This is a genomic window from Fibrella arboris, from assembly GCF_041321095.1.
In the GTDB taxonomy this organism is placed as follows: Bacteria; Bacteroidota; Bacteroidia; order Cytophagales; family Spirosomataceae; genus Fibrella; species Fibrella arboris.
Genome location: NZ_JBGGWE010000006.1, coordinates 287,813 through 301,282, shown reverse-complemented (window position 1 = coordinate 301,282; position 13,470 = coordinate 287,813). Strand labels below are relative to the sequence as shown.

Here is a 13,470-nt window from a genome sequence, read left to right as displayed (position 1 = left end):
GGAGCAGATTCGCCAGTACGGATTGCCCAAGGATCTATCCATTCCCAGGCCTTTCAAGCGCTAGGGACAGTCAATACGTCACTTATTTAACGATTATAAAGAGAATGCCCACCTAGCTCTAAAACTGGGTGGGCATTCTCTTTATAATCGTTTATCAGAAATTCGACCCAGCTACTTCATCACTAACTTCACCGCAACGGGTTGGTGATGAAATAGCATTTCGATGTGCTGTGTTGGCCCACTTATAACGCTTCGACCCAGTCGGCTATGGCTGGGTACGTATGGAAGACGTATGATACGTGAGACTTTTACTTCATCACCACCTTCACTACAACGGGCTGGTGATCGGAGGGGTAGCGCTGGTCTTTGGCGTCGGTGAGCACAGCGTAGGAGAGGACCTTGATGGGTTTGCTGACAAACACGTAATCGATGCGGTCGTTTAGTGGAGCATCGAATTTAAAACCGTTGAACGTACCCACGGGGCCGTAGGGTGGCAGGACGGTCACCTGATACGAATCGTTCAGGAGCGTTTGAATCGTCTTTACCTGCTCTGTCTCAGGGGTTGAGTTCAGGTCGCCGACGCAGATGGTCAAGTCGTTGCCGGCGATTTCCTTTATCTTCTGCACCATCAGTTTCCCCGATTCGCGGCGGGCAACCACGCCCTGATGGTCGAAATGGACGCTGAAGAAGTAAAACGTCTTTTTCGTGGTTTTGTCGTTGAATTTCGCCCATGAGCAGATTCGGTTGCAGCAGGTGGCGTCCCAGCCTTTTCCAGGTACGTCGGGTGTCTGGCTCAGCCAGAAGTCACCGGCATTGAGCACGTCGAACCGATCTTTCCTGTAGAAAATGGCGGAGTGTTCACCAGCTTCTTTCCCATCATCGCGGCCTTTACCCAAAAAGGCGAATTCGTTCATCTCAGCCAGATCGACAAGCTGGCCCCGTAAGGCTTCCTGCACGCCAAACAGATCAAAATCGTGGTACCTCACCAGCGCTTTTACCATCTCTTTCCGGTTAGGCCAGGCATTGACGCCATCGCCGGGGTTGTTGTAACGGAGGTTGTATGAGGCAACGGTGATTGGGTCTTTCTGCTGGGCAACCGCTATGTGCATCCAGAAAAGGCTGCCTAGTACTAGAAGTAGTCTCATACTATGGCAAAGGAAAAAGGCGGCCTGAGTTAATCAATAGAGCCAGGTACGTTGTGCATCTGAAAGAGCCAGGGGCGGCTGGTGTTACGGTTGCCCTATCTGATAGAGTGCCACTTCTGTCTGAGGCAATATAGGGTAGATAACCAGCTAAGCCTGGTTTGATAAGTGGGGGCATAAAATAGGGCTGAAAACATAGTTTCAAACCTATTTCATACTAAGTGGGCCAAAAAGGGCGAATAATATTTAAAAAGTACAACTTATTTGTGTGGTTTACAGTTGCCTATACGGTGGGTTATACTATACCCGCACGGATTGGTAGCCCGTTCAGGCGTTTGCTTACCATTCTGGAAACCAATCCTGGCGCATGCGCGCGGGTTCTCTCACTTAATACCAATCATGAATGGAGACATTTAGCAAGAAAGAAAAAGAAAAAGCAAGACAGAAAAAGAGAAAGGATAAAGAAGAAAAGCGGGAAGAGCGCAAAGCCAGTGCTCAGAAAGGTCTTGGCCTTGATGACATGATGGCTTACGTTGACGAGAATGGCAACATTACCTCGACGCCGCCCGACCCCAATAAAAAGCGGCGGGTGATCGACCAGGCAGACATCCAGATTGGCGTGTCTAAACAGGAAGATGCAGCCCCCGAAGATTTAGTCCGGAAGGGCGTGGTTACCTTCTTCAATTCATCGAAAGGATATGGTTTTATTCGGGATCAGCAAAGCCAGGAAAGCATTTTCGTGCACATGAACGGCCTTGTCGATGCAATCACCGAACAGGATAAAGTGACCTTCGAAATCACGAAGACGCCTAAAGGTCCGAATGCGGTTGAGGTTAGAAAACAAGTAGCGTAAACTAGTTCTTTCGAGTTGCCCGGCAACAGACCGCATGCGCCCGGTCGACAAGATTCGCGCAAAAATACGTTGACTAATCAGACAGGGTGACCGCACAGTCACCCATATTCATTTTTATCATACGAATCATGAGCAAGCCAGTTTATACATCCATTCCGCCTACTACCGACAACGTCTACTGGATGCTCAAATTCTCGGACGGGAAGACCAGCATCTACGTTCCACGGGATAAGGAACTTGATCGTCAATTGAAGATCAAATTTCAGGCCGAAGTTGCCGCCCGCACATCGGTCAAGCGGAAGCGAAACAGCTCAGCTTCATAACCGCTAGTCAGGTACGTTACTTTTCGGGGCATTTGCAGGCTTTTTACCGTCTGTGGATGCCCTGTGTTTTTTTGCCACGGCAACAGCCCGTTTGCCATCTTCTTCCTCTTCTTCGCTCAGTTTGTACTGGGCATCGCGAATGGCCTCTTCCACCGAGTGGGTCTTGCGCAGGTCACTGGCGTGGCGGGTCAGCTCTGCCATGGTATGATAATGCTCGCAAAGCACCTGTAATTCCTGCTCCGAGAGTTCTTCTACAGAAACAAGCCGGTTGCTGGCCCCTTTTGTGGCGGCAATCAGTTCATTCAGCTTTAGTTGCACAGCCAGCGATTCTTTATTCTGCGCTTTCTGGATCACGAACACCATCAAGAACGTGATGATCGTGGTACCTGTATTGATAACCAGCTGCCAGGTTTCAGAATAATGGAAAAGCGGACCCGTGGCTGCCCAGACCAGAACAGTGGCAAAAGCCAGCAGAAAAGCCGTTGAACTACCAGTAATGCGGGTTATGTAAAGCGAAAAACGGTCGAACCGTTCGGCCAAACTATTCGGAGAAGGTTTTTCCTGGTCCATGTGTGCTGTGGGAATAGCCATTATATACGATTGTATAACACGCAAAACGGCTCTAATCTATCGATCAGAGCCGTTAAATTCTACTTAAAGGGATACTGATAAGTTATACGCCAACTGGCTGCGCTCGTTTCTCCTGCTTCTTTCGGTCACGGCGCGTATAGATCAAGCCGTAGATGACGGGTAGGATCAGCAGTGACAGAATGGTGCTGGTGATGAAGCCACCGATCATCACGGTAGCCAGTGGTTTCTGCGTTTCGGAGCCAATGCCTGTCGACAGGGCAGCGGGTAGCAGACCCAATGACGCCATCAGCGCGGTCATCATGATGGGCCGGACCAGCGCGATGGCTCCTTCACGAACGGCTTCGAGAATGTCCATTTTTCGGTGCTGGTTCTCTTTGAACCGGTTAATCAGGATCACCCCGTTTAGCACTGATACGCCGAAGAGACAGATAAAGCCTACCCCCGCCGAAATACTGAAATTGATACCGGTAACCCAGAGGGCCAGGAAGCCACCAATGAGGGCGAACGGTACGTTCAGGATCACGAGCGTGGCGTCGAGCGCACTGCCGAAGGTGAAGAGCAGGATCAGGAAGATAACGGTGATCGAAATGGGCACCACGACCATCAGCGTTTTCTGGGCCCGGGTCTGGTTCTCGAATTCACCTGCCCACCGCATCCGGTAACCGTCGGGCAGTTTCACCTGGGCGGCCACTGTTTTCTGCGCTTCGGCAATGGTGCCGCCCAAATCACGCCCGCGTACCGAGAACTTGATGGCAATGAACCGGGCGCTGTTCTCGCGATACACAAACGCCGGACCTGACTTGGTTGTGATCTCCGAAATCTCTTTCAGTGGTACCTTGGCCCCCGACCGGGTGGGCACCAGCAGGTTTTCGATCATTTCGGGCGAATACCGGAAGCGCTCGTCGTAGCGCACTTTGATGTCGTAACGGCGTTCACCTTCAAAATACTGGGTCACGGTTTTACCACCAATGGCCGTTTCAATGACCGACTGCGCCACGTCGGTAGGTACGTTGTAGAGCGCCAGTTTCTGCGGGTCGAGCGTGATGCGGAATTCGGGCTGGCCCAGGTTACGGAAAACGCCGAGGTCTTCGACGCCCCGGATTTTCTTCATCACGTTGAGGACCCGCGTGGCTTCCTTATCGAGCACGTTCAGGTCCTGACCAATAATTTTGATGGCCATCGACCCTTTCACACCCGACACGGCTTCTTCCACATTATCAGAAATAGGTTGCGAGAAACCGAACGTAACGCCGTGGAAACGCGCCAGCTTTTGCCGCATCTGCTCAATGATCTGATCTTTGGTCAGGCCGCGCGTCCATTCTTCTTTGGGGTACAGGTCCACAAAGAATTCGTTGTTGAAAAAGCCGGTAGGGTCAGTACCGTCGTTGGGGCGACCAGTTTGCGAGATCACGCCCCGGACCTCCGGGAATTCCTTGAAAATGGCCCGGAACTTCCGCGTGTAGGCATAACTCTCGTCGAGCGATACGGAGTAGGGGAGGCTGGCCCGTACATAAATCGATCCTTCGTTGAGGCCGGGCAAGAATTCGGAGCCTACGTGCGCGGCAAAAATGTAGCCCGAAATAGCCAGCCCCGCCAACGCAATGCCGATAATGGCTTTGGGCTTTTGAATGGCCCAGTCGAGCGCAGGTACGTAGCCTTTCTCGATGCCCTGCACAATGGGGTTATGCCGTTCGCGCACGTTCTTTTTCAGCAAGATCGAACACAACAACGGAATCAGCGTAAGACTAACGATCAGGGCACCGAGCAAGGCAAAACCGATGGTCCAGGCCAGCGGGCTAAAGAGTTTACCCTCTACTTTCTGGAAGGCGAAAATGGGCAGCAGGGCCGTGATGATGATAATTTTGGCGGTGAAAATAGACTTGCCTACCTCTGTTGCCGACGAGGCGATCCAGCTCAGTTTGGCGCGTTTGTTAAACTGCATCATGCCGAGCTGATCGGCGCGGTGAGCCAGCATCACAAACAGACCCTCTACCATGATCACGGCACCGTCGATGATGATACCGAAGTCGAGCGCACCAATGCTGAGCAGGTTAACGGTCATGCCGCGCAATCGGAGGCAGATGAACGCAAACAGCAAGGATAGCGGAATCACGATGGCGACCATGAGTGTGGTGCGCCAGTCGGCCAGAAAGAGCAGCAGGATAACCGTGACCAGAAAAATGCCCAGGAATACGTTCTCGCCCACCGTATGCATGGTGTAGTTGTTGAGCGTGGTTCGGTCGTAGAACGTCTTGATCTTGACGTCTTTGGGCAGAATCTGGTTGTTCAGCTCGTCGATCTTCGCCTTCAGGGCGGGAATGACCTCATTGGGGTTTTCGCCCTTCCGCATCACCACGATACACTCGACCACATCGTCTTTCTTGTCGCGGCCCACAATGCCGAGCCGAGGCTGAAACGACTCACGGACGGTGGCCACGTCACGTACCCGGACGGGGGCACCGTTCACGTTATCGATGATGATACCCGCTACGTCTTCGGGTTTGGTGAGCAGGCCAATACCCCGCACCACCAGCGCCTGATTCCCCTGCTTAATGACATCGCCACCTACGTTGACGTTACTCTGGTGAATCGCTTGATCTACATCGACGGCCGTGAAGCCGTAGTTGGCCAGCAGCGTTGGGTTCAGGCTTACTTCGATGGTTTTTACTTTGCCGCCAAAGCTCACCACGTCGGCAATACCCGGCACTGCTTTGATCTGCCGCTCGATCACCCAGTCCTGAATCGACTTCAGCTCGGTAATGTCTTTGGTTTTGCTTTCCAGCGTGAAGCGGTAGATCTCGCCGGTCGGGCCGTAGGGCGGCTGAATTTCGGCCTGTACGCCTTCGGGCAGGTCAACGCCGGCAATGCGGTTGGCTACGTTGGTTTGCGCGGTGAAATTATCGACCCCATCATCGAAGATCATGGTGACAACTGAGAGGCCAAACAGCGATACCGACCGGAGCGTCGTTTTCTTGGGTACCGAATTCAATTCAGTCTCGAGCGGAATGGTCACGTAGCGTTCCACTTCCTCGGCCGACCGGCCCGGCCACTGCGTAATAACAATGGTGTTGGTATTGGTTACGTCTGGAAACGTCTCAACGGGCGTATCCATAAAACTGACCACGCCGCCCACCATGATGAGCAGGATGCCGAAGAACACGGCGAACCGGTTCGTCAGGGCAAACGTGATGATAGAGCGAATGAACTTGTTCATGATGGTGAAAGAGTGAAAGCGCGAAAGCGGGACGCCGCCCGGAATGAAAGCGTAACTATTGGTACAGGAGCCGAGCCAACTATCTGGCGAAGCTCTATCGCTCTTTCACTCATTATTTTTAGTCTGTTAAGTCGTTGTACAACAGCAGGCTACCCTCGGTGATGACGGTTTCGCCGGGGCGGATATTCCCTTCGACGAAGGCGTAGCGCGACGTGTTTTTCTCGACTTTCACTTCCCGTACATCGTATTTGTCTTTACCTGTCTGCACCACCACATAATAATGGTCACGGTCGAAAACGACGGCTTTCTGTGGTACGGCCAGTGCGTTACCCGTAATGCCGCCGCCGTTGTTACCCACGTGTACATGGATGGTGGCGAACATATCGGGTTTTAGCAGACCCTCTTTATTATCGAGCACAATCCGCACTTTCAGCACGCGGGCCTGCTCGTCGAGCACGTTGCTGATGTTATCGACGTGCCCCCGGAACACACGGTCAGGATAGGCCAGCAGTTGCACGTCGACCGCCTCGCCCTGCTTGATCTGCGGAATATCCTGCTCGTATACATTGGCCATCACCCAGATACGCTGCAAGCTCGAGATGGTGTATAACGGGTTCTGGTTATCAGACCGCAGATCCTGGCCGGTGTTCACATTCTTCTCGACGATGTAACCCGCAATGGGTGCTTTCACCGTAAAATAAGGCTGGCCCGTATTTGCGTTTGCGCCACCATATACGCGCAGCACATTCGTTGACCGGCCCAACTCTTCCTGCGCTTTCTTAAGGTTATTCCGCGCTGTGATGAGGTCGGTTTGCGAGGCAAAACCGGCTTTATACTGGGCTTCGGTGTTCTTCACTGCCTGCTGCGCCACTTCCAGATCCGCTTTATCGGCCTGGTAGTTATTAACGTAGTTCGAGATATCGCCCGACCGAATGACAGCCAGGTCCTGCCCTTTTTTGACATACGTACCTAATGTCACGGTCGCTTTCTCTACGTTGCCCGACACCAGCGGAAACACGCGGACTACATTATCCTGGTCGAAGGTGACGGTACCATTAAGGATCAGTTCGTTCTCAGGGTTCATACGCCGCACCGAGTCGGTAAGGTAACTGGCCGTTGAATCAGCATCCGACGTAGGTACGTTGCTGGCCTTGTCATCTTTGCTTCCGCACGCGGCCAGTAGGCAAGCGGCGAAAAGAGGGAAAATTGCGTGGATTGTTTTCATATAGGTCAATGAGTGAAAGGGTGAGAGGGCGACAGAGTGAGAAAGCGAAAGAGCGATCCATAACACCGCTCTATACCCATGCGAAGCGTGCGCTCGCTCTTTCGCCATTCACCCTTTCACTCTTTAGAAAAACCGCGTGTTCGTTACAAAGTCGAGCTGTTGCTGGCTTTGAAAGACGTTATTGAGCAGATTGATGTGGTTGAGTTGTGCTTGTTGGTAGGTACGTATCTTATCCAGATAATCGAGCAGGCCGATGTTACGGGCATTATAGGCTTTGGTGGCTTCGGCGCTGATGTTCTGAATTCGGCCGAGGTAACCGGCTGGGCGGGTATTTACCTGCTCGTAATACGCATTCAGCACATCATAGGCGTTCAATACATCGCTCTGTACAACCGCCTGCATGTTCTCGAGGCCTGCCCCGGCACTCTTCGCCGTGATTTCGGCGGCCCGAATGGCGCCCTGATTCCGGTTCCGAACGGGCAGATCGATACTCGCCTGCAAGCCGACGAAATTGGTATAGGCATTTCCGTAGCGTTCGTAGAGTAGACCAGTCATCAGGTCGGGTGTGCGGCGGGCACGCTCAAGGCTCAGGCTGCGCTGGGCATTGGCGATCTGTTCCTGCGTCAGGGCCAGATCGGGGCGGTTCGTCAGGGCCGAATCGAGCGCAACGCTTAAGGCCGGGGCTGGACTGGTTTGCTGTGCCAGGGCGGTAGGCAAAATAAAGGTGGGATTCGACTGCCGGAGCAGGATACGCAGGGTAGCCTGTTCGTCGGCAATCCGGTTTCGGTAGTCAGCAATGTTGGCCTGTAGGTCGCGGTTGGCTACATCGAGACGCGTTACTTCATAAGAGGCCGCACCACCCGTCTGCAACGCAATGCGTGTTGACTCAACCAGCCGTTGTTGTCGGGCCAGCTCATCCTGAAACAGGTCGAGTGCCTGTAGGTCGAAATAGAGGTTGGCGTAGGTGGTGTAAAGCTGATAACGCAGCGACCGCAGCACATCGCGAAACGCGATCTGGGCTAGCGACCGGTTACTTTCGGCCAGCGCCACCAGCTTCGAGCGTTTTCCGGCCAGCATCACTACCTGCTGAAGCTGCACGGCGAAATAGCCGCTGTTGAACGTTTGCCTTTCCAGGTCAGACTGCGATGGGGTGCCCAGGGGCAGAACCTTACCGGTGTTGGGATTGTACAGGTTGGTCTGAAACCACAGGTTCGGATTCAGCCGTAAACCCGCCTGTGTAATGGCAGCCCCGGCAATATCGATCTGATACCGTTGAGCCAGCAACTGATAATTACGAGCCAGCACCTGTTGTTCCAGATCGGGCAGGCTAAGTCGGAGTGTATCCGTTACGGATGGGATGATGGGGGCAACAGGTGCCTGAGGTTGAGCATGTCCGAGTAGACAAGTGCAAAGAAGCAGGCCCAGCAATGAGTAATTCCATTGGCTAATGCGAACTCCAACTGAGCGATTCATAAAAATTACTAGGCTATGATGTACGTGGCAGGCGGCGCACTGATTAATGCCCTGACTGCGGCTGCAAGTAGCTGCCACCTCGTTAATGTGTAATTAAACACCTATTAAGAGCCTCTTAAACAAAATGGACAAATCGTTTAAGCCGTTTTAACGCCTCGTTCACGCCTCTTTAATGTGCGGCCAATACCTTCGACCTACAAGATTTTACTCATTTGTTCATGCAACGAAGCCTTACCTGGTATTGCCGTATATGCTTAGCTACCTGTATTGTACTTGGTTATTCAAGGCCTGATTTATACGCTCAGAAAGACAACAACAATAACTACTTAGATTCATCGCAGGCCTGGAGTTTACACTATCAGTTCACAACGATTGCGCAGGGACATACCGGTTTTCAGGGGGCTGGGTACGTTGGCCGTAATACGTTGAGCACCCAGCCCGACACGGCTTTATCGGTTACAACGACTCTTTTCGTTGGTCGGAAATTGTGGAAGGGCGCTGCCATTTACGCTAATCCTGAAATTGCGGGCGGGGTAGGCGTTGGCCGTCGGGATGCCGCAGAGCCTTACAATGCAGGGCTCTATAATGCGGCTGTTGGCATCGCGGGCTTTCCTAATGGGGAGAGCTTTCGTATCGGTAGCCCGAAACCGGCAGTCTACATGGCCCGGTTCTTTGTTGAACAGGTCTTTGCGTTGAGGGGCGCACAGGCGGAAGAGATCCAGTCGGAGGCAAACCATGTGAAGCAGCGCCGCCCCGATTCGCGGGTGGTTATCACGGCCGGTAAGTTCTCGATTGCCGATATTTTTGATAACAACAGGTTTTCGCACGACCCCAGAACGCAGTTTTTCAACTGGTCGCTGATGAGTTACGGGGCCTGGGATTACCCGGCCAACACGCGTGGCTATACCTGGGGGCTGGCAGTAGAATATGTGCGCCCCGCCTACGAGGTGCGTGTGGCTTACAGCCTGATGCCAAAAATGGCCAACGGTAACGTCCTCGACTGGAACATCAGCCAGTCGGGTGGCTTAACTGTTGAGCTTGAAAGCCGGTATCATTTGCTGGCACAGCCCGGAACTGTTCGGTTACTGGCGTTCAGAAATGCCTCGAAAGCGCCCGCTTATCAGGAAGCTACCCAACGATTGCTTGCTGGTACTTATGATACGTCATTGCCTTATATATTGAATGGCGAGCAATATGGCGGCGTGAAATACGGGTTTGGCGTGAGCCTCGAACAGCCCATAGCCAAAAACAGTGGTCTGTTTGCCCGCGCCAGCTGGAATGACGGCAAAACAGCCACCTGGGCGTTTACCGAAATTGATCGGAGTGTATCTGCGGGCGCGTTTATCGCGGGTAGCCGCTGGGGTCGGCCAGAGGATGCTATCGGTATAGCTGCTGTAGTGAACGGGCTTTCTCCCGATCATGCCGCCTTCCTGAACGCCGGGGGAATCGGGTTCATGATTGGCGATGGACGGCTGCCAAACTATAAAACGGAACAGATTCTTGAGGCTTTCTATAAAACCAGACTAACTCGTGCGCTCTTCCTGACTGCCGACTATCAGTTGGTTGCCAACCCCGGCTACAATGGCGATCGTGGCCCGGTAAACCTGTTTGCACTACGTACCCACGTGGAGTTTTAGTGGATTTACTCCCAACTCCCCAAAGGGGGCTAGAGCTCCGTGGCGCTATATAGTAGCGCAGTAGCCCCCTGTAGGGAGTTGGGGGTAAATCCGTCAAGATTGCAAATTTTGACTAGCAACGTACACCAACAAAAATGCCCAACCATTGCTGATTGGGCATTTTTTGGTAGTGTACAGATTGAAGCCTTAAACGGCTTGCGACGTAATTTTAGCACCCAGGTACTCCCGGTTCAGGCGGGCGATGTGGTCGAGCGAGATCTCTTTGGGACACTCTACCGAACAGGCACCCGTGAATGAGCAGGCACCAAAACCCTCGGCGTCCATCTGGGCCACCATTTTCTCGGCCCGTAGGCTGGCTTCAGCCTGACCCTGTGGAAGAACTGCCAGGTGCGACACTTTCGCCGCTACGAACAGCATGGCCGATGCATTTTTGCAGGCAGCCACGCAGGCGCCGCAACCAATGCACTGAGCCGCGTCCATCGCTTCATCGGCAATGGGGCGTGGAATCAGCGTTTCGTTGGCATCGCGGGCCGAACCGGTGTTGACCGACACGTACCCACCTGCCTGAACGATGCGGTCGAAGGCCGACCGGTCGACCATCACGTCTTTGATCACCGGGAAGGCGCGAGCCCGCCAGGGTTCAACCACGATGGTGTCGCCATCGCTGAACGAACGCATGTGCAGCTGACAGGTAGTAGCTCCGGTTTGCGGGCCATGTGCCCGGCCGTTAATATACATCGAGCACATACCGCAGATACCCTCGCGGCAGTCGTGGTCGAAGGCAATGATTTCTTCGCCTTTCATGGTTAGTTCGCCGTTCAGCACGTCGATCATTTCCAGAAAAGACATATCAGGTGATATGTTGTCGAGTTGATAGTCAACGAGTTTGCCCTGAGCGTTCCCGTTGCGCTGTCTCCAGACTTTGAGGTTAACTTTCATTTTGAAAGAGTTTCAGGTCTCAAGTTTCAGGTTTCAGGTTTCAAGTGCTCTGCTCATAAACAACTGGTTGATCAGAAAAGCACTTGAAACTTGAAACCTGAGACTTAAAACTTATTTATAACTACGCTGGGTGAGTTTAACGTTCTCGAAGACGAGTTCTTCCTTGTGAAGCACTTCGGGCTTGTTATCGCCTTTGTATTCCCAGGCAGATACGTATGCGAAATTGGCATCGTCGCGGAGCGCTTCACCATCTGGCGTCTGGTACTCTTCGCGGAAGTGACCGCCGCATGATTCTTCACGAGCCAGCGCATCATCGACCATCAGTTCGCCGAGTTCAATGAAGTCGGCCACCCGTCCGGCATGCTCAAGCGACTGGTTCATCTCTTCGTTTTCGCCCATCACCCGAACATTCGTCCAGAAATCGGCTTTCAGCTCCTGAATCAGTTTTTTGGCTTTGGTCAGTCCTTCGGCGTTACGCGCCATACCGCAATACTCCCACATGATGTGACCCAATGCCTTGTGATACGCATCAACGGGCTTGTCGCCTTTGATGGTCAGGAACCGATCGATCATGTGCTTCACGTTTGCTTCGGCTTCCTTAAACGCAGCGTTCTCAACCGGCACTTTATCGGCAGGGCCGATCGTAGCGAGGTAATCGCCCAGCGTGTAGGGAATCACGAAATAACCATCGGCCAGCCCCTGCATCAGTGCCGATGCACCCAGGCGGTTTGCGCCGTGATCAGAGAAGTTGGCTTCGCCCAGCGCATACAGGCCGGGAATGGTCGTCATCAGGTTGTAATCGACCCACAGGCCACCCATCGTGTAGTGAACGGCCGGGTAGATCATCATAGGCGTTTCGTACGGGTTGTCGTCGACGATCTTTTCGTACATCTCGAACAGGTTACCGTACTTGGCTTCAATGGTCTTCTTGCCGTCGCGCTTGATGGCGTCCGAGAAATCGAGGTAAACGGCCAGGCCAGTCGAGGCAACACCGCGGCCTTCGTCGCACATGTTTTTTGCATTGCGTGAGGCCACATCGCGGGGAACCAGGTTACCGAAGGCCGGGTAGCGACGCTCCAGGAAGTAGTCGCGGTCTTCTTCTTTCAGGTCGGTTGCTTTCAGCTGACCCTTCCGAATTTTCTCGGCGTTCTCTTTCGTTTTGGGTACCCAAACACGGCCATCGTTCCGCAACGATTCCGACATCAGCGTCAGCTTCGATTGGTAATCGCCTTTAACGGGAATACAGGTTGGGTGAATCTGCGTAAAGCAGGGGTTACCAAACAGGGCTCCTTTCTTGTGTGCCCGCCAGGCTGCCGTCACGTTCGAGTTCATGGCGTTGGTGCTCAGGTAGAATACGTTGCCGTAACCACCCGTACACAGCAATACGGCGTGGGCCGAATGCGACTCGATTTTACCCGTTACCAGATTACGTGTGACAATACCACGGGCTTTACCATCCTGAACGACCACGTCGAGCATTTCGGTACGGGGGTACATCTTCACTTTCCCGTTGGCAATCTGCCGACTCAGCGCCGAATAGGCACCTAACAGCAGCTGCTGACCGGTTTGGCCCCGTGCGTAGAAGGTGCGCGATACCTGCGCGCCACCGAATGACCGGTTGGCCAGCAGCCCGCCGTACTCGCGGGCAAAAGGAACGCCCTGGGCTACGCACTGATCAATGATATTGACGCTTACCTCGGCCAGGCGATACACGTTGCCCTCGCGAGCCCGGTAGTCACCCCCTTTAACGGTATCGTAGAACAGGCGGAAGATTGAATCACCGTCGTTCTGATAGTTCTTGGCGGCATTGATACCACCCTGTGCGGCAATACTGTGGGCGCGGCGTGGACTGTCCTGAAAACAGAACGCTTTCACATTGTACCCTAACTCGGCCAGTGACGCAGCGGCAGATGCACCGGCCAGGCCAGTTCCTACCACGATAACCTCGTATTTGCGTTTGTTAGCCGGGTTGACCAGCTTAAGCCCAAACTTGTGCCGTGACCATTTTTCGGCCAACGGCCCTTCCGGAATTTTTGACTCTAAGTTCATAGACAATCGTTGTTAGGAAAGCTA

General features: G+C 53.3%; 10 protein-coding genes. 3 read left to right on the top strand and 7 right to left on the bottom strand.

Annotated features, from left to right (window positions below; genetic code table 11):
- Positions 1 to 308: 308 nt before the first annotated feature.
- Positions 309 to 1,145, bottom strand: a complete 837-nt coding sequence (locus ACAW75_RS13335; RefSeq protein WP_370729222.1) for an endonuclease/exonuclease/phosphatase family protein — start codon at positions 1,143 to 1,145, stop codon at positions 309 to 311.
- Positions 1,146 to 1,545: 400 nt separating this feature from the next.
- On the opposite strand from ACAW75_RS13335, the gene ACAW75_RS13330 reads away from it, so the two are divergent.
- Positions 1,546 to 1,995, top strand: coding sequence for a cold-shock protein (locus ACAW75_RS13330; protein WP_370729221.1), 450 nt, complete (start codon positions 1,546 to 1,548; stop codon positions 1,993 to 1,995).
- Positions 1,996 to 2,123: 128 nt separating this feature from the next.
- Positions 2,124 to 2,318 carry a hypothetical protein gene (locus ACAW75_RS13325; protein ID WP_207330295.1) on the top strand — a complete coding sequence of 65 codons (195 nt, stop codon included), beginning with the start codon at positions 2,124 to 2,126 and terminating at the stop codon, positions 2,316 to 2,318.
- A 3-nt stretch (positions 2,319 to 2,321) separates the two neighbouring features.
- Here the strand turns inward: ACAW75_RS13325 and ACAW75_RS13320 are convergent, their stop codons facing one another.
- The 4 genes from ACAW75_RS13320 to ACAW75_RS13305 form a co-directional block, all read right to left on the bottom strand.
- Entirely contained in the window at positions 2,322 to 2,909 is a 588-nt protein-coding gene (locus ACAW75_RS13320; protein WP_370729220.1) for a low affinity iron permease family protein, read from the bottom strand.
- An 82-nt stretch (positions 2,910 to 2,991) separates the two neighbouring features.
- Entirely contained in the window at positions 2,992 to 6,123 is a 3,132-nt protein-coding gene (locus ACAW75_RS13315; protein ID WP_370729219.1) for an efflux RND transporter permease subunit, read from the bottom strand.
- Between the two features lie 118 nt (positions 6,124 to 6,241).
- Entirely contained in the window at positions 6,242 to 7,348 is a 1,107-nt protein-coding gene (locus ACAW75_RS13310) for an efflux RND transporter periplasmic adaptor subunit (protein ID WP_370729218.1), read from the bottom strand.
- A 123-nt stretch (positions 7,349 to 7,471) separates the two neighbouring features.
- Positions 7,472 to 8,821, bottom strand: coding sequence for a TolC family protein (locus ACAW75_RS13305; RefSeq protein WP_370729217.1), 1,350 nt, complete (start codon positions 8,819 to 8,821; stop codon positions 7,472 to 7,474).
- 218 nt (positions 8,822 to 9,039) lie between these two features.
- Between ACAW75_RS13305 and ACAW75_RS13300 the strand changes: the two genes are divergently transcribed.
- On the top strand, positions 9,040 to 10,458 hold the full coding sequence (locus ACAW75_RS13300) for a carbohydrate porin (RefSeq protein WP_370729216.1): 1,419 nt from the start codon (positions 9,040 to 9,042) through the stop codon (positions 10,456 to 10,458).
- Between the two features lie 186 nt (positions 10,459 to 10,644).
- Here ACAW75_RS13300 and ACAW75_RS13295 read toward each other — a convergent pair whose 3' ends face one another.
- Both ACAW75_RS13295 and ACAW75_RS13290 read right to left on the bottom strand, forming a co-directional pair.
- Complete coding sequence (locus tag ACAW75_RS13295; protein ID WP_370729215.1) at positions 10,645 to 11,397, bottom strand: succinate dehydrogenase/fumarate reductase iron-sulfur subunit; 753 nt, start codon at positions 11,395 to 11,397, stop codon at positions 10,645 to 10,647.
- Positions 11,398 to 11,508: 111 nt separating this feature from the next.
- The gene (locus ACAW75_RS13290; RefSeq protein ID WP_370729214.1) at positions 11,509 to 13,446 is read right to left on the bottom strand and encodes a fumarate reductase/succinate dehydrogenase flavoprotein subunit; all 1,938 of its coding nucleotides are present in this window, start codon (positions 13,444 to 13,446) and stop codon (positions 11,509 to 11,511) included.
- Positions 13,447 to 13,470: the final 24 nt, after the last annotated feature.

What these genes read in the sequence shown, in the direction of transcription:
- ACAW75_RS13295 (WP_370729215.1), bottom strand. Translation starts at nt 11,397, where the DNA reads ATGAAAGTTAACCTCAAAGTCTGGAGACAGCGCAACGGGAACGCTCAG.
- ACAW75_RS13300 (WP_370729216.1), top strand. Translation starts at nt 9,040, where the DNA reads ATGCAACGAAGCCTTACCTGGTATTGCCGTATATGCTTAGCTACCTGT.
- ACAW75_RS13290 (WP_370729214.1), bottom strand. Translation starts at nt 13,446, where the DNA reads ATGAACTTAGAGTCAAAAATTCCGGAAGGGCCGTTGGCCGAAAAATGG.
- ACAW75_RS13305 (WP_370729217.1), bottom strand. Translation starts at nt 8,821, where the DNA reads ATGAATCGCTCAGTTGGAGTTCGCATTAGCCAATGGAATTACTCATTG.
- ACAW75_RS13335 (WP_370729222.1), bottom strand. Translation starts at nt 1,145, where the DNA reads ATGAGACTACTTCTAGTACTAGGCAGCCTTTTCTGGATGCACATAGCG.
- ACAW75_RS13315 (WP_370729219.1), bottom strand. Translation starts at nt 6,123, where the DNA reads ATGAACAAGTTCATTCGCTCTATCATCACGTTTGCCCTGACGAACCGG.
- ACAW75_RS13320 (WP_370729220.1), bottom strand. Translation starts at nt 2,909, where the DNA reads ATGGCTATTCCCACAGCACACATGGACCAGGAAAAACCTTCTCCGAAT.
- ACAW75_RS13330 (WP_370729221.1), top strand. Translation starts at nt 1,546, where the DNA reads ATGGAGACATTTAGCAAGAAAGAAAAAGAAAAAGCAAGACAGAAAAAG.
- ACAW75_RS13310 (WP_370729218.1), bottom strand. Translation starts at nt 7,348, where the DNA reads ATGAAAACAATCCACGCAATTTTCCCTCTTTTCGCCGCTTGCCTACTG.
- ACAW75_RS13325 (WP_207330295.1), top strand. Translation starts at nt 2,124, where the DNA reads ATGAGCAAGCCAGTTTATACATCCATTCCGCCTACTACCGACAACGTC.